The following is a 20,658-nucleotide window of genomic DNA, read 5'->3' as shown; positions in this document are numbered from 1 at the left end:
ATCAACGCGGGCGGTGACATCAGCGCCGGGGCGATGGGCAACGTCAACCTGATGGCGGGCGAAAAAGTCGGGCTGTTTGCGCACCAAGATAAGCTGAGTCTGATTGCGGGTGAAGGGCCGATAAAGGTTGAAGCGCAGAATGCGGCGATGAAAATCATGGCAGCGAAGAAGCTGAGCATGAGCGCGGAGCAGGACATACTGTTCGCCAGCAAGAAACGCATCGTGCTGATAGGCGGCGGCAGTTACCTGAAGCTGGAAGCCGGGCGGATTGAGTACGGCACCGAGGCAAAGTATGCGCGCAAGACTATGCGCACGCACAAGGCGGTGGCGCGGAAGATGCCGGTCGAAATGCCGGTGATGCCGCTGGCAGACCGGTTTGCAGAACAAGCAGGTCGCCGCGCGCTTAACCCGTTAATTTATTTGGGCGATGCACCGGGTTCGGCTGGTCATGCCCATGCTCAGCGTGGTTGGCAAATTGTCATCGCGCAGTCTAAAAGTGAGGCGATGAGCACCGATGAAATTGTTATGCGTGGAGAGTCCGACTCTCAGGGCCGTTTGCTATCCGCGGAGCAACAAACGCATCTGTCTGAATTGGCGAAACAGCATGCAGATCGGTTATGGCTGGTGAGTGGACAGCGCGTGCTGCGCATACGGCTAAGCATCATCCCATCTACAGCAGATGAGGCGGTGAAAGAGGCCTGCGCACTGGATGCACTGGGTTATCACCGCGCGTTTAACCGGGCTAGCGGCAGCGATGTTCCCTTCTCGGCGTTCACGCAATGCATTCGCAAGGAACAGCAAACAGAGGCTTCACAGCCGGACCTCAAGGAGGAGAAATAACATGTCAGGCGACAGTTTTAACGATTACCCGCACAGCTGTGCGGTCTACTTCGATGAAGACAAGGATACCAGCCACATCGCCACGGCGACGATGAATCACTGGGTGCACAATGGTTTTGCACAGTTCACAGCTGGCAATCGTGTGAAAGCGCACCTCGGCGGCAAAGAGTATTTTGCTGCGCTGCTGGAAGCTTTTACACAGGCGCAGAAAACCATTTACATCACTGGCTGGCAAGTCAACTGGGATGCCCAGTTGGCTGACGGTGTGAGGCTGGTCGATTCACTACTGGCGGCGGTGATGGCCGCACCGTCGCTCAAGGTGTACATCATGCCCTGGAAAGATCCCTACCCAATGGAAACTTACTCGGCCGCCACCGAGCGCGTTTTTGCTGCTCTTAACAGTCACGTAGGACGTCGGGCGTTTCACGTGCTGCGCGCCGGTTCAAAATCCGGCAAGTTTTTCTCTCATCATCAGAAATGCGTCATTGTTGATGAGCGACTGGCGTTTGTCGGCGGCATCGACCTCGCCTACGGTCGTTACGATGACAACTATGGCATGCAGGCTGATACAGCAGGCCGTCAGGGGATGAACATGTACAATCCCTGCGTACCCGTGATGGCTGCGGGCCGGGGCTACAACCCGATGGAAGAGTACGCAACGCCACATGCGGATCCGCGATTAGATCGCGATCCTAATGCACATGAACAGGCGAAAAAGCGCGAGGCCGTTAGCGTTACGCGCATTATTGACGCGGTACTGACGCGACGTGAAAGCCAGTCGCCGGGCAAGGCTAAAGAAAGCACCTATCTGGACGCAAAAATCCAGCCGCGCATGCCGTGGCAGGATTATCAGGTGGAGATTGAAGGTCCGGCGGTATATGACCTGATAGCCAACTTTGTTCTGCGCTGGAACAGCTATCCACCGCACTATCCCAAATCGTCACTGCTAACACAGACGCCAGAACTGCACATCCCGGCGACGCGTCCTGAGCGAGTCGGTTCCTGCCACGTTCAGGTATTACGCAGCGCATCGCAGGAGATGTGTCGGAGCGAGCAGAAACGGCCGCTGCGCGGGAAGCCGCCGGAGAGCAAAACGCAGCATGACGTGATGGACGCGATGAAGCTGCTGATCGACAAGGCCGACCATTATATTTATATCGAGAACCAGTTTTTCGTTTCGGCGTTTGGCGAGTCTTCGATCAAGGGGCCGAAGGCGCTAAGTCCGGTGGCAAAAAGTATAACCCCCTCTGCCGGAGCTTTTATTACGCGCAGATTTCCTGACAAGCCCGCACCCGAAAATCAGGTGGCTGAGTGGTTAGCCAACAAAATAAAGGGCCACATTATCTCGTTTAATCCGATGCCGTTTCACGTCTACATCATGCTGCCGGTCTATCCGGAAGGCCGGCTGGACGATCCCACCATCGTGGCGCAGATCCACCTGACGCGGCAGTCGCTGGTATTTGGCTCGCACAGCCTGATAAACCGCATCCGCCGCACCCTGTGGGTGAAACAGCAACTGGAAGAAATGCAGGTGCCACGAAAAGAGTGGCACCGACAAATACCTAAGTTGGAAGAGGCGTGCGGCGACGGTTATCTGGATATCGACATTGAGGCTTGCTACGAATTTGTAACCCTGCTGAACATGCGCGATCACGGTGAGCTGAACGGCCAGCCAGTCACCGAGCAAATTTACGTGCACAGCAAGCTGATGATCGTTGACGATCGCTGGGTGCTGGTGGGCAGCGCCAACATCAACGATCGCAGTCTGCTGGGCGATGGCGATTCTGAGCTGGCAGTGACAATAGCTGATATGGATCACAGTGTTAATGACCTTGACGGCAGCGGTACACCTGAGCCGTGCCGCACATTTGCCAGAGATCTGCGTCAGAAGGCCTGGCGTAAGTGGATGGGCAGCGCGGCTGCTGAGTGTGAAGATGCACTGGATAAACCAGCACTGAAAGCTAGCTGGGAAAAAATTCAGGAGATAGCTAAAAATAACTCTAATATTTATGAGAGAGTTTTTAATTTCATTCCACGGGATATAAAAAAAACTGAAAACAACACAGGAAAGAATTCATTCGCAGATGATGTAAATGAAGAAGACAGTGATCTTAACTCTTCAATATGGCCAATTCTATCTGCAAATCAGATAAACTCGATTACTGATTGCAATTACATGCCATTTTCAACTGAATTTTGGTCTAAATATAAAAACAACAGTTTTTTAAGCCGAGATAATTTGAAGAATCTAAATGGATACTTTACTTCTCTTTCAGTGAAATGGACCAATGGGGAGGATAATCTAATCCCTTATAATATGAGACTAATTGCAGGACTAAATGGGGAGAGCAATCGCAACGAACACATTGCAATGAATATCAAGATGAAAAACCAGAAGGAAGATATTTAATGAAAGCATTATTTACCTCATTTTTTTTCCTTAGTTATTCTTTATCATCTAATGCATCAAGTGTTCAGTGGGGTAGTGAGTGTGTAGGCTATTATGAATTTGAACTTCCAATCGGTGCAGAAATCGCATTATACCCATTGGCAGAATTTACGAACCCAAGACCCGATAAAATGAGAAAGCTGGATGTTATTATAAAACGATTTAAGACGCCAGAGATTACTTTTAGTGAAAGCCAGTATGGAAATGGAGATGATAGTGTTCAGGCTCAGTTTTCCGAGTTTTATTATGATAAATATAAAGTTGGAATCTCATCAAAAAGCAAGAATGAAATTAATTTCAAACATTACCGAGAAAAAGTAATAGATGACTATGAATTCAGCAAACTATCCAATAGGTTGTTAGAAGAGCAGGACTTCTCACTCTACAATGAGCCAATGACTTCTGAAGAAGATTTTAACCGTATTCATGGGTTTTTGGTAAAAGATGACATGAATGCATTCACCGTTTACAGTAGAAGAACCTATTCTGTTCAGATAAATGGTGATGGGAGAATTTATCAATTTTGGGCAAAGAGAGAGCCTTATCTCGAGGACCAATCACAAACCGCAGAAAACCAGTGGCATAAAAAAGAGCCTGAGGTTAAATCGTTATTAAGCCGATTTACTCCACGCGAGTTGTATGAAGTTCCAAATAAACAAGGGTTTTGTATTCCCTACGGTTTTATCGCCGATGATTCTGGTCAGGAACCACACAACATGGCCGTTACCTATCGATTAAAAGAACATCCAGATGTTTCAATATTTGTTCAGGATCTTGGCATGGCACCTGATGCCGGAGAAGAGACAAAGATGGATCCCAAGGAATATGTAACTTGGCTGTGGAACTGGCAGTATCAATGGCGTTCCGTCAATAAAGAATTAATCAGCCCTAAGTGGCGCACCATTGAAATGGATGGACGCAAAGGATTAGGAACATTTGCTAAAGCCGAATTTGAAGATGGTCGTGTTGATTATGGTTATGTCGCGTATGTGCGCGGGGATCATCACGCCAGAAACGTTCAGCCAGACTTGCTGGTTTATGTGATGCAGTACAGCGTTCAGGCGAAAGATCGCCCACCGATGGATAAAAAAGAAATCGAGGAAATGGCGGAGCGGATTGTTGCATCGGTAAAACGGCGATAAATGATTGAGAGGACGGGGAAATCTAGAGTCATTTTAGTTAGGCTATCCAACCATCGTGGCGCAAAATCGCTGGTATTTGGTTCGCACAGCCTGATAAACCGCATCCGTCGCACCCTGTGGGTGCAACAGCAACTGGAAGAAGCGTGCGGCGAAGGCTATCTGGATATCGATATTGAGGCTTGCTATGAGTTCGTTACGCTGCTGAATATGCGCGACCACGGTGAGCTGAACGGCCAGCCAGTCACCGAGCAGATTTACGTGCACAGCAAGCTGATGATCGTTGACGATCGCTGGGTGCTGGTGGGCAGCGCCAACATCAACGACCGCAGCCTGCTGGGCGATGGCGATTCTGAGCTGGCGGTAACAATAGCCGATATGGATTACAGTGTTAATGACCTTGATGGCAGCGGTACACCTGAGCCGTGCCGCACATTTGCCAGAGATCTGCGTCATAAGGCCTGGCGTAAGTGGATGGGCAGCGCGGCAGTTGAGTGCGAAGAAGCACTGGATAAACCAGCGCTTAAAGCGAGCTGGGAGAAAATCCAAGCGCTAGCATTGAATAACTCTATTGCATATGACGTCGTTTTTAATTTCATTCCACGTAATTCATTTGAACCAGAAAGTTCAAATGAAATTAATTACACCGGTAAACAAGATTCTGAAAACGAGGATAACATCCCTGCTTCAATATGGCCCATACTTGCAGTCAACAGAACTGATGTACCACACAATAAAATCAACATGCCGTTTTCAGAAGTATTCTGGCGAAAATATCATGGCAAAAAGTTCAATAATAAGTACAGGCTACATGATATCAAAGGATACTTTACTTCGCTCGCTCCTGAATGGACCTCAGGTGAGGATAATCTTATCCCATATAATATGCGATTAATTGCCGAGTATAATATGCAGAAAGATGACAATAAAAAACTCGCTATTGTTAAAATAGACTCTAGTGATATGGAGACTTTATGAAATATTTTCAATTATCACTCTTTTCATTCTGCATTTTGGCTACATATAGTGCTTCAGGCCAGGGATGGAAAAATGAATGTATTGGGTATCACAAAATGGAGCTTCCATCAGGACTGGAAACTGCACTATATGTGGTTGACAATCTTACGGCCCCCCCTAAAGAACCTAAAAGTCTTTACGGTGTTTTAATACAAAGAACAAGAGAGCCAGTAATTACTTTTGGAACTAAAGCCCGTGAATCTGGTGATGATAGAGTCCAGGCTCAGTTTTCAGAGTTATATTATGGAAAATATAAAATAGGAGTTTCATCTGAAAGCTCTAACGCAATTAATTTTTCAGAATATAAAAAAAAGGTTAAAAGCGACTTTGAGTTTGAGGCTCATTCCGGAAGGCAATTAGAAATACGAAAACTTGGTACCCATCAAGACAAACTCAGGCCAGAGCAAGAGTTTAATCGCCTCTATGGTTTTTTAATTAAAGATTACAACAATGCATTTTCAGCGTATGAACTTAGAGGATATACGCTCAATATCAGCAGTGGTCATCGCCTTTATCAGTTATGGTCAAAAAGAGATAATTATCTTGAAGACAAATCACAAACCGCGGAAAATCAGTGGCATAAAAAAGAGCCTGAAGTTAAGTCTTTGCTAAGCCGCTTTAGCCCACGTGAGTTGTATGAAGTCCCAACTAAACAAGGCTTCTGCATTCCTTACGGATTCATAGCTAATGATTCCGGTCATGAGTCACACAATATGGCTGTTACCTACCGGTTAAAAGATCATCCTGATGTGACGATCCTCTTTCAAACTCTGACATCAGATCCTGGCCCAGGTAATAATCGGTCAAAATTTGATATGAATGAGAAAGAATATGTTACTGAGTTCTGGAACCGTATTTATGGGGCAAAATTCCGGAATATAAAGCTTTATGGGAAAGGCTTTAGCTATCCAAAAATTGATGGTCGCAAAGCCGTAGCCGCTTTTGCAAAATTCACCCGTTACGATAAATCTGTCGATTATGGCTACGTTGCTTACGTCAAAGGCAAAACCCCGGATGAACCAACCATTATGTTTTTCATAATGCGTAAGGGTACTCAGGCTACAGTCAATCCTCCATTCGATCACCAAGAACTGGAGAAAATGGCAGAACATATCGTTGCGTCAATTAAAAAGCGCTAATAGATTATTTTCCGCCAACAGCAAGTGCGGCGCGCCGGCTCAAAATCCGGCAAGTTTTTCTCTCATCATCAGAAATGCGTCATTGTTGATGAACGACTGGCGTTTGTCGGCGGCATCGACCTTGCCTACGGTCGATACGATGACAACTATGGCATGCAGGCTGATGCGGCAGGCCGTAAGGGGATGAACATGTACAATCCCTGTGTCCCCGTGATGGCTGCGGGCCGGGGCTATAACCCGATGGAAGAGTACGCGACGCCACATGCAGATCCGCGATTAGATCGCGATCCCAGTGCACGCGAACAGGCGAAAAAGCGCGAGGCCGTTAGCGTGACGCGCATTATTGACGCAGTACTGACGCGGCGTGAAAGCCAGTCGCCGGGCAAGGCTAAAGAAAGCACCTATCTGGACGCAAAAATCCAGCCGCGCATGCCGTGGCAGGATTATCAGGAGGCGATTGAAGGCCCAGCTGTGTATGACCTGATAGCCAACTTTGTTCTGCGCTGGAACAGCTATCCACCGCACTATCCCAAATCGTCACTGCTGACACAGACGCCAGAACTGCACATCCCGGCGACGCGTCCTGAGAGAGTCGGCTCCTGCCACGTTCAGGTATTACGCAGCGCATCGCAGGAGATGTGTCGGAGCGAGCAAAAACGGCCGCTGCGCGGGAAGCCGCCGGCGAGCAAAACGCAGCATGACGTGATGGACGCGATGAAGCTGCTGATCGACAAGGCCGACCACTATATTTATATCGAGAACCCGTTTTTCGTTTCGGCGTTTGGCGAGTTTTCGATAAAGGGACCGAAGGCGCTAAGTCCGGTGGCAAAAAGCATAACACCCTCTGCCGGAGCTTTTATAACGCGCAGATTTCCGGACAAGCCCGCACCCGAAAATCAGGTGGCTGAGTGGTTAGCCAACAAAATAAAGGGCCACATTATCTCGTTCAATCCGATGCCGTTTCACGTCTACATTATGCTACCGGTCTATCCGGAAGGCCGGCTGAACGATCCCTCCATCGTGGCGCAGATTCACCTGACGCGGCAGTTACAAAAGGGCGTTAAAAGTTTTCATGCCCGGAGCACAATTGATTAGCGCTCCGGGCTACTTAGACAAACCTCGTTTGCTACAACGGCTCGGTCTGTGCCTCCACCACCGCTAACGCCACCATATTCACGATGCGCCGCACCGAGGCGATACGCGTCAACACATGCACCGGCTTGCTGATCCCCATCAACACCGGTCCCACCGTGACACCTTCGGAGCAGGAGACGCGCAGCAGGTTATAGCTGATACGCGCCGCTTCGACGTTCGGCATAATCAGCAAATTCGCGGTGCCTTTCAGCGGGCTGTCCGGCATCAGTTCACGGCGAATGCTCTCGACCAGCGCCGCATCACCGTGCATTTCGCCGTCAATCTCCAGATCCGGGGCGCGTTGCTGAATCAACGCGAGTACGTCGCGCATTTTGCGCGCGCCCGGCGCATTTGAGGTGCCAAAGCTGGAGTGCGACAGCAGCGCCACGCGCGGTTCAATGCCGAAGCGTCGCACCGTTTCCGCCGCCAGCAGCGTGATATCCGCCAGCTGTTCTGCGCTGGGATCTTCATTAACGTAGGTGTCAGCTATAAAGGTATTACCGCTCGGCAATAGCAACGCATTCATCGCGCCCGCCACCTTCACGTCCTCTCGCAGCCCGAACACTTTCTCCACCACATCATAATGTTCCTGATAATCGCCGATGGTGCCGCAGATCAGCGCATCGGCCTCACCGCGATGCACCATGATCGCGCCAATCAGCGTGGGATTGCCGATCACCGCGCGCTGGGCAGTTTCCGGCGTCACGCCGCGCCGTTTCATGATCTGGTAATACTCATTCCAGTACTCTTTGAAACGTGGATCGGACTCGTTATTGACGATCTCAAAATCTTTGCCGGCCTCGATCTTTAAACCCTGCTTTTGCAGACGCATAGCGATGACATTCGGCCGGCCAATCAGGATCGGCTTCGCCAGCCCTAAAGTCACCAGCTCCTGCGTGGCATGCAGCACGCGCACCTCTTCGCCTTCTGCCAGCACCACGCGTTTGGGATCTCTACGCGCCTGCGAAAAGATCGGCTTCATAAACAAGTTGGTTTTATAGACGAACTCGGTGAGCTGCTCACGATAAGCATCAAAATCCTCGATCGGTCGCGTGGCGACGCCGGATTCCATCGCCGCTTTCGCCACTGCGGGCGCGATCTGCACGATTAAACGCGGATCAAAAGGTTTGGGGATCAGGTAATCCGGGCCGAAACTCAGATCCTGATCGTCATATGCCGACGCCACCACATCGCTCTGTTCCGCCTGCGCCAGCGCCGCAATCGCGTGCACCGCCGCCAGCTTCATCTCTTCATTGATCGCGGTGGCACCCACATCCAGCGCGCCACGGAAGATAAACGGGAAGCACAACACGTTGTTCACCTGATTGGGGAAATCAGAGCGCCCGGTGCAGATAATCGCGTCGGGCCGCACCTTTTTGGCCAGCGGCGGCATGATTTCCGGCTCGGGATTGGCCAGCGCCAGAATCAGCGGATCCTGCGCCATCTTCTGCACCATCTCCGGCGTCAGCGCTTTGGGGCCGGAACAGCCAAGGAAAATATCCGCGCCGCCAATCACCTCATCCAGCGTGCGTGCGCCGCTGTCGGCCACCGCATAGGCGGCTTTAGTCGGCGTCATATTCGGCTCGCGATCGCGATAGATCACCCCTTTGGAATCGCACACCACAATGTTGTGCTGCTGCATGCCGAGCGCCACCAGCAGATTCAGGCAGGCAATCGCCGAAGCACCTGCGCCGGAAACCACCAGCCGCACCTCGCTGATGGCTTTTTTAACGATGGTTAAACCGTTGAGCACCGCCGCGGTACAGATGATCGCCGTGCCGTGCTGATCGTCGTGGAATACCGGGATCTGCATGCGCTCACGCAGCTGTTGCTCAATATAGAAACACTCGGGGGCTTTGATATCTTCCAGATTGATGCCACCAAAAGTGGGTTCCAGCGCGGCAATCACCTCAATCAAATTATCGGGATCGCGCTCATCGATTTCGATATCAAACACGTCAATGCCGGCGAACTTTTTGAACAGCACGCCCTTGCCTTCCATCACCGGCTTACTCGCCAGCGCGCCAATGTTACCCAGCCCCAGCACCGCAGTGCCGTTGGAGATCACCGCCACCAGATTGCCACGCGCGGTGTATTTGCGCGCCGCCAGCGGATCGGCGGCAATTTCCAGACAAGGCGCAGCGACGCCGGGCGAATAGGCCAGCGCCAGATCGCGCTGCGTGGCTAACGGTTTGGTGGGTGAAACCTGAATTTTTCCGGGCGTAGGGAATTGATGAAAATCGAGCGCGCTTTGCTTGAGTTGATCGTCCATTAGGCATCCTTTGGCATCGCTAAATAGGCATTCAGTATAGGAATGTGCGGCACAAAAGAGGGTGAAGGCGCTCAAAGAACGCACAGACTGAAAGGCACGGATTGCCACCGCTTCGCCTGCGGGATCGGCACAGCCTGCTATCCTTATTGATGGCAAAAAGCGTAGCTGAACCGTTTAGGCCAGTCCTCCTTTCACTATCGCACCTCTTAAGCGCCACGACGCCACAATCAGAGAAAACGCATTTTCTTCGTGTAACGTCTGTAGCACTGTGTTGGACCAATACTTAACAGGAATGGGTGCAACACCTTTGCCCACATTATTGCTAATCAAGGAGTTAAGTGATGAACCAGCTAGATGCATTGAAACAATACACCACCGTGGTGGCGGACAGCGGCGATATCGAATCCATTCGCCATTACAATCCAGAAGACGCGACCACCAACCCCTCATTGATTCTAAAAGCCGCCGGTCTTGAGGGTTATAAACATCTGATTGATGACGCCATCGACTACGCGAAAAAACAGGGCGGTAGCAAAGAGACGCAAATCATCAACGCCAGCGACAAAGTGGCGATCAACCTCGGTATGGAAATTCTGAAAAGCATACCGGGCCGTGTTTCGACCGAAGTGGATGCGCGCCTCTCCTTCGATCGTGGCATGTGTGTCACCAAAGCCGAGAAGCTGGTGCGTCTGTACGAAGAGCACGGCATCGACCGCTCACGCATTCTGATCAAACTGGCGTCAACCTGGGAAGGCATCAAAGCCGCTGAGGAGCTGGAGAAAAACGGCATTCAGTGCAACCTGACGCTGCTGTTCTCCTTCGCTCAGGCGCGAGCCTGTGCCGAAGCTGGTGTGTTCCTGATTTCGCCGTTTGTTGGCCGTATTTACGACTGGTACAACACCCGCAAACCCATGGATCCGTATGTGGTCGATGAAGATCCGGGCGTGAAATCTGTGCGCCGTATCTACGATTACTACAAGAAGCACCGTTATAGCACCGTCATTATGGGCGCCAGCTTCCGCAAAGTGGAACAGATTCAGGCGCTGGCCGGCTGTGACCGTTTGACCATTTCCCCTAACCTGCTGGAAGAGCTGGCCAACAGCGACGCGCCGCTGGAGCGTAAGCTGGAGCCATCAACCGAAGGTTTCCATCAGCCGGCTTCACTTTCTGAAGCGGAATTCCGCTGGGAACACAATCAGGATCCGATGGCGGTAGAAAAACTGTCAGACGGCATCCGTCAGTTCGCCGTCGACCAGCAGAAACTGGAAGACGTGCTCTCTTCTCGTCTGTAATCCGCACTCACTCTTATGGCGGATGGGCATTTGCTCATCCGCTATCGCCAAATCACAAGGGAGAACCTTATGTCTTCACGCAGAGAGTTGGCTAACGCAATTCGTGCACTCAGCATGGATGCGGTACAAAAAGCAAATTCCGGGCACCCAGGTATGCCGATGGGCATGGCAGATATCGCCGAAGTGTTATGGCGCGATGTGTTGAAACACAATCCCAACAATCCGGCGTGGGCCGATCGTGACCGCTTTATTCTTTCCAACGGTCACGGCTCGATGCTGCTCTACAGCCTGCTGCATCTCACCGGCTACGACCTGCCGATGGAAGAATTGAAAAACTTCCGTCAGCTGCACTCTAAAACGCCGGGGCATCCCGAACTCGGTTACACGCCAGGCGTGGAAACCACCACCGGTCCGCTCGGCCAGGGCCTGGCCAACGCGGTAGGTTTAGCGATTGCCGAACGCACGCTGGCGGCGCAGTTTAACCGTCCCGGTCACGACATCGTCGATCACCACACCTACGTGTTTATGGGCGATGGCTGTTTGATGGAAGGCATCTCGCACGAAGTGAGCTCGCTGGCCGGCACGCTCGGCCTCGGCAAACTGATTGGCTTCTACGATCACAACGGCATCTCCATCGATGGTGAAACCGAAGGCTGGTTCACCGACGACACGCACAAACGTTTCGAAGCCTACAACTGGCACGTCATCGGTAGCGCAGAAGGTATCGACGGCCACGATTCGGCAGCGATCGCTGCGGCGATTAAAGAGGCGCAAAGCGTTACCGACAAGCCGTCACTGATTATCTGTCGCACCACTATCGGTTTCGGCTCGCCGAACAAAGCCGGTAAAGAGGAGTCGCACGGCGCGGCGCTGGGCGAAGAAGAAGTGGCGTTGACGCGGCAGAAACTGGGCTGGCACTATCCGCCGTTTGAGATCCCGAAAGAGATTTATCAGCAGTGGGATGCCAAAGAAGCGGGCGCGCAGCGCGAGAAATCCTGGGATGATAAGTTTGCCGCTTATAAAGAGGCACACCCCGAGTTGGCGCAGGAGTTTACCCGTCGTCTGAGCGGTGAAATGCCGGCTAACTGGAGTAGCGAAGTGCAGAAGTTTGTTGAAGAGTTGCAGGCTAATCCACAGAAAATCGCCAGCCGTAAAGCCTCACAAAATACGCTGGAAGTGTTTGGCAAGCTGCTGCCGGAATTCCTCGGCGGCTCAGCGGATCTGGCACCCAGTAACCTCACCATCTGGTCGGGCTCAAAATCGATCAAAGAGGATACTGCCGGTAACTACATTCACTACGGCGTACGTGAATTTGGTATGACGGCGATCGGCAACGGCATCGCGCATCACGGCGGCTTCGTGCCATACACCGCTACCTTCCTGATGTTCGTCGAGTACGCGCGTAATGCGGTGCGCATGGCGGCGCTGATGAAGGCGCGTCAGGTGCTGGTCTATACGCATGACTCCATCGGCCTCGGCGAAGATGGTCCGACACACCAGCCAGTTGAGCAGATTGCCAGCCTGCGCGTTACGCCAAACATGAGTGTGTGGCGTCCGTGCGATCAGGTGGAAACCGCCGTGGCGTGGCAAGCCGCCGTTGAGCGCCATCATGGGCCAACCGCGCTGATCCTGTCGCGTCAGAACCTGCTGCAGCCAGAGCGTAGCAAAGAGCAGGTGGCGAATATTGCGCGCGGTGGCTATGTGCTGCAGGACAGCAACGGCACGCCGGATGCGATCATCATCGCCACCGGTTCGGAGATTGAAATCGCGCTGGGCGCGGCAGATAAACTCACCGCTGCTGGCCACAAGATTCGCGTGGTTTCGCTGCCGAGCACCGACGTGTTTGATAAGCAGGACGTTGCGTATCGCGAATCGGTGCTGCCATCCGGCGTGAAAGCGCGCGTGGCGGTCGAAGCCGGTATTGCTGATTACTGGTACAAGTATGTTGGTCTGGATGGCGCGATTGTCGGTATGACCACCTTTGGTGAGTCAGCCCCCGCCGGCAAACTGTTCCCGGAATTCGGTTTCACCGTCGAGAACATCGTCAGCCATACTGAAGCTTTACTCAAGCCGCACTAATCGATCTGGCCCTGCGTCTTTTTGGCGTAAGGGCCATTTTTTGATCACAGCCTGAAACAGAAAAAAATCCGCCCTGCCCCCTTCACGCCTCGCGCAAACTGATTACTATAAGCTTTCCTCCGATTCTTATAGCGGACGCTTTCCCGTTGAAAAAACGTACTCCTTTTTTACTGGCCTTAATGGTTACAGTGCTTCCATTAAAAAGCATGGCGCAGTCGTCGCCCGATCCGCTGTTGGCATCGCAAATTGTTGATCGCTACGCCGAGCACATTTTCTATGGCAGCGGCGCAACCGGCATGGCGCTGGTGGCGATTGATGGCAATCAGCGGGTTTTCGCCAGCTTTGGTGATACGCGCCCCGGCAACAACGTGCGTCCGCAGCCCGATTCGGTGATTCGTATTGCCTCGCTCAGCAAGCTGATGACCAGCGAAGTGATGGTGAAGATGGCCGAACGCGGTCAACTGCGTCTTGACGATCCGCTCAGCAAATACGCGCCGCCTGGCGCGCGCGTGCCAAGCTATAACGGCCAGCCGATTCGCCTGATTAACCTCTCCACCCACACCAGCGGCCTGCCGCGCGAGCAGCCCGGCGGTAAACCGCATCGTCCGGTGTTTGTCTGGCCGACCAAGTCCGATCGCTGGCAGTGGCTGAGCGGAGCGGCATTAAAGGCCGCGCCAGGCACCAATGCCGCCTATTCCAACCTGGGCTTTGATCTGCTGAGCGATGCGCTCGCCAAAGCGGCGGGCATGCCCTATCCAGCACTGTTCCAGCAGTTGATAACGCGTCCGCTGGGCATGAAAGACACCACCTTTACGCCGTCACCGGATCAGTGTCAGCGTCTGATGATTGCCGAGAAAGGTGCCAGTCCGTGTAACAACACGCTGGCGGCCATCGGTAGCGGCGGCGTTTACTCAACGCCAGACGATATGGGCCGCTGGATGCAGCAGTTCCTTAACTCGGCGGTGAATCACCGCACGCCGCAAATTGATCGCCTGCAAACGCTGATTTATCGTCGTGACCAGCTAACCAAAGTGGAAGGCATGGATGTGCCGGGCCGCGCCGATGCGCTGGGCATGGGTTGGGTCTATATGGGGCCAAAGGAAGGTCGTCCGGGGATTATTCAGAAAACCGGCGGTGGCGGCGGCTTCATTACCTATATGGCGATGGTGCCGCAGCACAACGTCGGCGTGTTTGTGGTGGTGACTCGCTCGCCGTTAACGCGTTTCACCCCGATGAGCGATGGCGTGAATAATATGCTGACCGAGCTGGTGGGTAATCAGTCGGGTTCACCGATGACGGTGCAAGCCATCCGCTAACTGGGTTGTGGTGCAGGCTGTAGCGGCGCAATTCATTGCGCGATAAATCGCGCCGCTACGGAATGTGCAATGATTTAATGCTGCACGTGGTATTAACGCGACTGCGCCGGATTTTGCGATTCAGTGACCCAGAGTGTTGGCCAATCCTCACTGCTGTGCCACGCATCGCAGGTCTTCTCTTCCGCATACTCCGCCAGCACAAACTCGTTGCCGTCATACTGCCAGCGCGTTGCCACGCCGCAATCCCCCAAACCACGTCCTTTACTGAAGGTGTAGAGCAATCCATGGCTGGCATCAAATTCCGCGTTCACCAACTCCAGCTGATTATCTCCGCGTGACGGCGGCGTAAACGGCAGCGTTAAGCTCAGACCGCGCGATACATAAGGCTGCGTGCGCGTCACTTCAAAGGCCAGATCGATCACGTTATACGCACCGGTTTCGCAGCTGATCAGCAGTAGCGCTTTGCTGTCGGTCAGCGGCGACACGCTCACTTCACGCCGCAGTGGATCGAGCGAGCAGTTATCGGTATTCACCCGCCAGGTACCAAAATCAATTAAACCGCTGGTTTCTTCCTGCGTCAGCGGTGGCGGCGGCGGTAATGGCGAAGGTAACGCCGGCAACGCTGGCTGCGGCGGCACATCCCACTGCACGCGGTCGCCACGCTTCACCCAGGCGCTGGCACCGTTGACGCGGCCCTGCACGTCATCCATCAACAGTAATGCCGCCTTCATGCCGCTAAGCGGAATGGTGGCGTTGGCTTTATAGGTCAGCTGCAGATTTTGCGCATCCAGCGTCTGCGCCAGAAACTCGTCGATGGCGATAGCATTACTGGTCGCCAGATGATGCGGTTCCACCGTCCAGTGTTTAAGGTCTGGTGTGAGACGGCGTTGATCGAGTAGCAGGTTATCCTTGAGCGGGCCGCCCGGCAGCTCGCCGCTGTAGGCGCTGCCGTAATCAATACGCAGCAAGGGACGATCGTTGACGCCAGCATGACGTGAGAGCGTCATCACTAAGCCGTTGTCACCGGGAAAACTGCGTGCCACGCAAAAAGCCGCGTTATTGCAGGTCAGTTGCCAGTCAGATAATGACTTTTGCAGTGGCTGAGCCTGAACGCACGCGACAAAAAGAAAGGGCAATAAAAGCAGTAACTTCATCCAATACGACATCAAAAAATCGGTCCCCAAATTCCTGGAAAGAAAATAATAGCGCAACGGGAACGCTGTCAGCAGGCCTAAACTGTGAGCCGGCCCTAAAAGCGAGGTTAACCGCTGAAAAAGCCGTCACCTGTGGCGAACGGGTACTGGATGGGGCAAGCGCTCATCATCCGATTTGACCGATTACTGCTCAATCGGATTCGTCGGACTCTTGTTAACTCATCACAAAACGGTCAAATACACACAAACGGTCATAAGCGGTCATGTTAGGTTAAATCCATGTTTTGGATTTGCAACGCGCGTAGAACGTGGATTTCGCGCCATTAGGCTCATTTATGTGAGACATATCACTTAATTTTGATAACCAGACATCTCATTTACATATAAGACAGATCCAGATCACTCTAATCAGCTAAGGCGTTTTGGTGACTGTGGACTCGTGCGCAGCCCACACTTTCTAAATGCGCTATCCAGTAATTTATAGCCATCGGAGGTTAGTTATGTTGCCGATTGAAAGACAGCAGCGAATTATTGACGAATTAAATTTAAATGGTCGGGTCATTGTCGCTGAATTAGTCACGTTATGTCAGGTTTCACAAGAAACTATTCGGCGTGATTTAACGCAGCTGGAGAAACGTGGTCTGTTACAACGCAGTCACGGTGGTGCGGTACCAGCAAAACGACAGGCCGCCAACATTCAGGGAAATACGCGAGGTGTTAACGAGTATGAATTATCTTTCCGCCAGAGAGTCAATGAACATGTTGATGCAAAAATGGCTATTGCCAAACGCGCACTCGATTTCATTAGCCCCGGCGATTGTATATTACTCGATAGCAGCACCACTTGCTGGTATTTAGCGCGACAGCTGCCGGATATTGAATTAACGGTATTAACCAACTCCATCAGGATTGTGCAAACCCTTGCGGCGCGCGGCAGCATCCGCACCATCTGTCTGGGGGGAGAATATTCTGACCGTTATGAAGATTTCCACGGCGTCGTCGCAGAGCAACCGCTCAGGGAATTTCAGATCAATAAGATCTTTTTCTCCTGTAGCAGTTTAGGCAATGACGGTTATTTACGTGAAGGTAACGAAAACAACGCACATTTAAAACAGCAAATGTTATTAGCAGCGGAAAGAAAACATCTGCTGCTGGACGGAAGTAAATTCCTGCGGCCCTCATTCGCGCGTATTTGTCATTATCGCGATGTGGACTTTCTCATTACTGACCAATTAAAAGACAAAGAGCTGGAACAAGAATTAGCGTGGAACGGCGTCAATATTATTGATTGCTCCCAGCGCAGCCATTCTATGCAGCTAATAAAAAATTAAATCGGAGTCTTTATGAAAAAACATCTTATCGCCTGTTCTCTGCTCGCCCTGTTTGCCGCCTCCGGCGCGCAGGCTGCTGACAAATTACGCATGGGCATCGTGGTGAAAATTGGCGGTATTCCGTGGTTCAACGCCATGGAAGCGGGCATCAAGAGTGAAGCGGCGAAACGCGGCATTGACGCGTGGATGGTGGGACCAACGGCGGCCGATCCGGCTCTGCAGGTGCGCGCTATCGAAGATTTGATTGCCCAGAAGGTCGACATCATTGGCGTGGTGCCGAATGACCCGAAAGTGCTGGAACCGGTGCTGAAGCGCGCCCGTGATGCCGGCATTGAAGTGATCACCCACGAATCGCCGGATCAGAAAGGCGCTAACTGGGACTTCGAACTGGTGGATGCGCCGACGCACGGCATCAACCATATGAAAGCGCTGGCGAAATGCATGCATGAAGAGGGCAAATACGCCATGTACGTCGGCAGCCTGACCGTGCCGCTGCACCAGCAGTGGACCGACGCCGCGCTGAATTATCAAAAAGAACACTATCCGAAGATGCAGATGGTCACCGACAAGTTTGGCGTCGGCGAGTCGCTGGATGACTCGATTCGCACCACTAACGAACTGATGTCCAAATATCCGGATTTGAAAGGGATTATGGCCTTTGGTTCACAAGGTCCGATTGGCGCCGGTCGCGCGGTGATGAACCGTAACAAGATCGATCAGGTCTGCGTAATTGGTGCCTTTAGTCCTGGCCAGGGCGCATCGCTGGTGCAGCGTGGCGCGATCAAAGGCGGCTACATCTGGAATCCACAAACCGCAGGCGAAGTGTTCGTACGTATCGCCGACATGATGCAGAAGAAAGAGCCAATCACCGACGGAATGACTATCGAGGGTTTGGGCAAAGTGAAAGTTGACGAGGCGACCCACACCATCCTCGGCAACAACACCGAAAGCCTGGACAAAGAGAACCTGCCAAAACTGGTGAAAATGGGGCTGTAATGATGAATGAGGTGATCCCACAGACGCTGATCGCGCTCGACAACTTGTCGAAAACATTTGGTGGCAACCGCGCACTGAGCGATATCTCGCTGACCTTACTGGCTGGCGAAGTGCACTGTCTCGCTGGCACCAACGGCTGTGGCAAGAGCACCTTAATCAAAGTCATTTCCGGGGTGCACGCCCCGGATAGCGGCAGTCGCATCACGCTGGGCGACGGCCCGAGCTTTCCGCGTCTGACTACTCGCCAGGCGCGTGACTTCGGTATCCAGGTGATTTATCAGGATCTGTCGCTGTTCCCCAACCTCAGCGTGGCGGAAAACATCGCCTTCGAGCACAACCTGAATAGCCTGCTCGGCTGGCACCGCAAAGCCAAACTGCGTGAAACCGCGCAGCGCATCATTGATGAACTGAAGTTTGAACTCGATCTCGATGAGAAAGTGGCGTCGCTGTCGATTGCGCAGCGTCAGCAGGTGGCGATCTGCCGCGCGCTGGTCGCCGATGCGCGGCTGGTGATCATGGATGAGCCGACGGCGTCGCTGACGCGCACCGAAGTGAATCAGCTGCTGCGCACCGTGCGTTACCTGAAAGACAAAAACATCTGCGTAGTGTTTGTCAGCCATCGACTGGATGAAGTGCTGGAGATCTCAGATCGCGTGACGGTGATCCGCGACGGCCGCAAAATGGGCTGCTGGCCCGCAAAAGCGATGACGCCGCACCATCTGACCGAACTGATGACCGGCCTGAAGCTCGACTATCAGCTGAAAACGCCGACGCGCCATGACGATCGCCTGATCCTCGAAGTCGAAAAACTGACGCGCGCCGGACAATACCATGACGTTAATTTCAAACTCTATCAGGGCGAAGTGCTGGGCCTGTGCGGCCTTTTAGGCTCGGGCCGCACCGAACTGGCGCTGTCGCTGTTTGGCATGACCAAACCGGATAGCGGCAAGATCTGGCTCGACAGCAAACCGGTGCGCTTCCGTGGGCACGAAGATGCGATCAAAGCCGGCATCGGCTACGTCTCCGAAGATCGCTTAACCCTGGGTTTGGTGCAGCAACAATCGGTGGCCGACAACATGGTGCTGCCGATCCTCGACAAGCTGCAAAACCGTTTCCACCTGATTGATGAATACCGCAAGAACAAGCTGATCCTGCAGTGGATTCAGCAGCTTGGCGTGCGTGTTGCCGATCCCAATCTGGCCATCTCCACGCTCTCCGGCGGCAACCAGCAGAAAATCGTGCTGGCGAAATGGGTGCTGACCCAGCCGCGCATCCTTATCCTCGATTCGCCCACCGTTGGCGTGGATGTCGGCGCTAAAGCCAGCATCTATCAGCTAATTCATCTGCTGGCGAAAGAGGGTTTGTCGATCATCCTGATTTCCGACGAAGTGCCGGAGGTTTGGTACAACTGCGACCGCATCCTGCACTTCCGTGATGGCACCGTTCATGCCGAATACCAACCCGATACCGTTGAGCAACAGCAGCTGGCGGAGGTGATCAATGCCTGATTTTTCTCGTTTACGTCCGAGCTCCAGCCAGGGCTGGCTGGCCTGGGTTTTGCTGGCGTTCATTGTGTTTTTCTCTGCCGCCAGCGATCAGTTCCTGACGGTGCAAAACCTGCTGGATCTGGCAGAAAGCTACGCCGTGACCGGCATCTTCGCCCTCGGCCTGTTTGTGGTGCTGGTGACCGGCGGCATCGATATCTCCTTTGCTGCGGTGGCGTCGGTGGTGCAATACCTGATCGCCTCGCTGTTTGTGCAGTTCCAGTTTGATAACGCCCTGCTCAGCATCCTGCTGGCGGTGGTGTGCGGCACGCTGTTTGGCGTGATCAACGCCCTGCTGATTACCTCGCTGCGTGTCGTCTCGATCATCATCACCATCAGCATGCAGTCGCTGCTGTTTGGCTTGTTGATGTGGGTGACCGGCGGCAAAAGCCTCTATTCGCTGCCGGATTGGTGGATCACGCTGCGCAGCGTGCTGCCGTTCACCTGGCAAGGCAACAGCTTCCAGATTGGCTTACCGCTGGTGACCATGCTGGTGATTGCCGGACTCACCGCGCTGCTGCTGAACAAAACCAATCTCGGTCGCCAACTGTATGCGGTGGGCGGCGATGCGGAATCGGCGCGCCGCATCGGTATTCGCGTCGGTCTGATTCATGTCTTCGCCTATGGCTGGCTGGGTGCCATGGCGGCGATTGGCGGCTTGGTGCAGGTCTATCGCATGGGCGAAGTGGTGCCAAATGCGCTGGTCGGCGGCGAGCTGGATGTGCTGGCCGCCACGGTGCTGGGCGGTGCCAGCCTGATGGGCGGCAAAGGCACGGTGAGCGGCACCTTAATGGGCGTGTTCCTCATCGCCATCCTGAAGAACGGCCTCAACCTGATTGGCGTCTCCAACTACTTCATGAACATCGTGGTGGGCGGCGTAATCATGGTGGCCATCGCCGTGACTCACTACAAAAAACGTAAAGAAACTGATGTCAGTTTCGTCTAACGGGAGCCGC

Annotated in this window: 15 protein-coding genes; 13 read left to right on the top strand and 2 right to left on the bottom strand. The window is 53.0% G+C overall.

All coding sequences use genetic code 11. The annotated features are described in order from the left end of the window. The 6 genes from MWH02_RS20320 to MWH02_RS20295 form a co-directional block, all read left to right on the top strand. A partial coding sequence (locus MWH02_RS20320) for a DUF2345 domain-containing protein (RefSeq protein WP_271461326.1) occupies positions 1 to 840 on the top strand: 840 nt, incomplete at its 5' end. A 1-nt stretch (position 841) separates the two neighbouring features. After that, entirely contained in the window at positions 842 to 3,250 is a 2,409-nt protein-coding gene (locus MWH02_RS20315; RefSeq protein ID WP_271461325.1) for a phospholipase D-like domain-containing protein, read from the top strand. Continuing rightward, the gene (locus tag MWH02_RS20310) at positions 3,250 to 4,431 is read left to right on the top strand and encodes a T6SS immunity protein Tli4 family protein (protein ID WP_158238613.1); all 1,182 of its coding nucleotides are present in this window, start codon (positions 3,250 to 3,252) and stop codon (positions 4,429 to 4,431) included. Before MWH02_RS20315 ends, MWH02_RS20310 begins: the two co-directional genes overlap by 1 nt. Further along, a complete protein-coding gene (locus tag MWH02_RS20305; RefSeq protein ID WP_271461324.1) occupies positions 4,432 to 5,406 on the top strand; it encodes a phospholipase D-like domain-containing protein in 975 nt (324 codons plus the stop codon). Further along, positions 5,403 to 6,584: a T6SS immunity protein Tli4 family protein gene (locus tag MWH02_RS20300; RefSeq protein ID WP_271461323.1), complete on the top strand. Its 1,182-nt coding sequence runs from the start codon at positions 5,403 to 5,405 to the stop codon at positions 6,582 to 6,584. The genes MWH02_RS20305 and MWH02_RS20300 overlap by 4 nt, the downstream gene beginning before the upstream one ends. 24 nt (positions 6,585 to 6,608) lie before the next feature. Then, on the top strand, positions 6,609 to 7,679 hold the full coding sequence (locus MWH02_RS20295) for a phospholipase D-like domain-containing protein (protein WP_271461322.1): 1,071 nt from the start codon (positions 6,609 to 6,611) through the stop codon (positions 7,677 to 7,679). A gap of 31 nt (positions 7,680 to 7,710) precedes the next feature. Here the strand turns inward: MWH02_RS20295 and maeB are convergent, their stop codons facing one another. Beyond that, positions 7,711 to 9,990, bottom strand: coding sequence for an NADP-dependent oxaloacetate-decarboxylating malate dehydrogenase (maeB, locus tag MWH02_RS20290; RefSeq protein ID WP_271461321.1), 2,280 nt, complete (start codon positions 9,988 to 9,990; stop codon positions 7,711 to 7,713). Positions 9,991 to 10,331: 341 nt separating this feature from the next. Between maeB and tal the strand changes: the two genes are divergently transcribed. The 3 genes from tal (at position 10,332) to ampH (ending at position 14,677) form a co-directional block, all read left to right on the top strand. Beyond that, positions 10,332 to 11,282 carry a transaldolase gene (tal, locus tag MWH02_RS20285; protein ID WP_101763551.1) on the top strand — a complete coding sequence of 317 codons (951 nt, stop codon included), beginning with the start codon at positions 10,332 to 10,334 and terminating at the stop codon, positions 11,280 to 11,282. A 69-nt stretch (positions 11,283 to 11,351) separates the two neighbouring features. After that, a complete protein-coding gene (gene tkt / locus MWH02_RS20280) occupies positions 11,352 to 13,361 on the top strand; it encodes a transketolase (RefSeq protein ID WP_101763550.1) in 2,010 nt (669 codons plus the stop codon). Positions 13,362 to 13,507: 146 nt separating this feature from the next. Then, entirely contained in the window at positions 13,508 to 14,677 is a 1,170-nt protein-coding gene (gene ampH / locus MWH02_RS20275) for a D-alanyl-D-alanine-carboxypeptidase/endopeptidase AmpH (protein ID WP_101763549.1), read from the top strand. A gap of 92 nt (positions 14,678 to 14,769) precedes the next feature. Here the strand turns inward: ampH and MWH02_RS20270 are convergent, their stop codons facing one another. After that, positions 14,770 to 15,843 carry a DUF1176 domain-containing protein gene (locus tag MWH02_RS20270; RefSeq protein WP_271461320.1) on the bottom strand — a complete coding sequence of 358 codons (1,074 nt, stop codon included), beginning with the start codon at positions 15,841 to 15,843 and terminating at the stop codon, positions 14,770 to 14,772. A 488-nt stretch (positions 15,844 to 16,331) separates the two neighbouring features. Between MWH02_RS20270 and MWH02_RS20265 the strand changes: the two genes are divergently transcribed. The 4 genes from MWH02_RS20265 to MWH02_RS20250 are packed head-to-tail and all read left to right on the top strand — an operon-like array spanning position 16,332 to position 20,648. Next, positions 16,332 to 17,162: a DeoR/GlpR family DNA-binding transcription regulator gene (locus tag MWH02_RS20265; protein WP_101763547.1), complete on the top strand. Its 831-nt coding sequence runs from the start codon at positions 16,332 to 16,334 to the stop codon at positions 17,160 to 17,162. A 12-nt stretch (positions 17,163 to 17,174) separates the two neighbouring features. Next, entirely contained in the window at positions 17,175 to 18,158 is a 984-nt protein-coding gene (locus MWH02_RS20260; RefSeq protein ID WP_110866506.1) for a substrate-binding domain-containing protein, read from the top strand. A 2-nt stretch (positions 18,159 to 18,160) separates the two neighbouring features. Next, positions 18,161 to 19,666: a sugar ABC transporter ATP-binding protein gene (locus MWH02_RS20255; RefSeq protein ID WP_110866694.1), complete on the top strand. Its 1,506-nt coding sequence runs from the start codon at positions 18,161 to 18,163 to the stop codon at positions 19,664 to 19,666. Further along, positions 19,659 to 20,648 carry an ABC transporter permease gene (locus MWH02_RS20250; RefSeq protein ID WP_271461319.1) on the top strand — a complete coding sequence of 330 codons (990 nt, stop codon included), beginning with the start codon at positions 19,659 to 19,661 and terminating at the stop codon, positions 20,646 to 20,648. The genes MWH02_RS20255 and MWH02_RS20250 overlap by 8 nt, the downstream gene beginning before the upstream one ends. Positions 20,649 to 20,658: the final 10 nt, after the last annotated feature.

It is taken from the genome of Pantoea leporis (assembly GCF_028048155.1).
Classification (GTDB): domain Bacteria; phylum Pseudomonadota; class Gammaproteobacteria; order Enterobacterales; family Enterobacteriaceae; genus Pantoea; species Pantoea leporis.
The sequence above is the reverse complement of the archived record's forward strand: the minus strand, read 5'-3'. Positions and strand labels throughout refer to the sequence as shown.

What these genes read in the sequence shown, in the direction of transcription:
- tkt (WP_101763550.1), top strand. Translation starts at nt 11,352, where the DNA reads ATGTCTTCACGCAGAGAGTTGGCTAACGCAATTCGTGCACTCAGCATG.
- MWH02_RS20315 (WP_271461325.1), top strand. Translation starts at nt 842, where the DNA reads ATGTCAGGCGACAGTTTTAACGATTACCCGCACAGCTGTGCGGTCTAC.
- MWH02_RS20255 (WP_110866694.1), top strand. Translation starts at nt 18,161, where the DNA reads ATGAATGAGGTGATCCCACAGACGCTGATCGCGCTCGACAACTTGTCG.
- MWH02_RS20250 (WP_271461319.1), top strand. Translation starts at nt 19,659, where the DNA reads ATGCCTGATTTTTCTCGTTTACGTCCGAGCTCCAGCCAGGGCTGGCTG.
- MWH02_RS20260 (WP_110866506.1), top strand. Translation starts at nt 17,175, where the DNA reads ATGAAAAAACATCTTATCGCCTGTTCTCTGCTCGCCCTGTTTGCCGCC.
- maeB (WP_271461321.1), bottom strand. Translation starts at nt 9,990, where the DNA reads ATGGACGATCAACTCAAGCAAAGCGCGCTCGATTTTCATCAATTCCCT.
- tal (WP_101763551.1), top strand. Translation starts at nt 10,332, where the DNA reads ATGAACCAGCTAGATGCATTGAAACAATACACCACCGTGGTGGCGGAC.
- MWH02_RS20305 (WP_271461324.1), top strand. Translation starts at nt 4,432, where the DNA reads ATGATTGAGAGGACGGGGAAATCTAGAGTCATTTTAGTTAGGCTATCC.
- MWH02_RS20265 (WP_101763547.1), top strand. Translation starts at nt 16,332, where the DNA reads ATGTTGCCGATTGAAAGACAGCAGCGAATTATTGACGAATTAAATTTA.
- MWH02_RS20310 (WP_158238613.1), top strand. Translation starts at nt 3,250, where the DNA reads ATGAAAGCATTATTTACCTCATTTTTTTTCCTTAGTTATTCTTTATCA.
- MWH02_RS20300 (WP_271461323.1), top strand. Translation starts at nt 5,403, where the DNA reads ATGAAATATTTTCAATTATCACTCTTTTCATTCTGCATTTTGGCTACA.
- MWH02_RS20270 (WP_271461320.1), bottom strand. Translation starts at nt 15,843, where the DNA reads ATGTCGTATTGGATGAAGTTACTGCTTTTATTGCCCTTTCTTTTTGTC.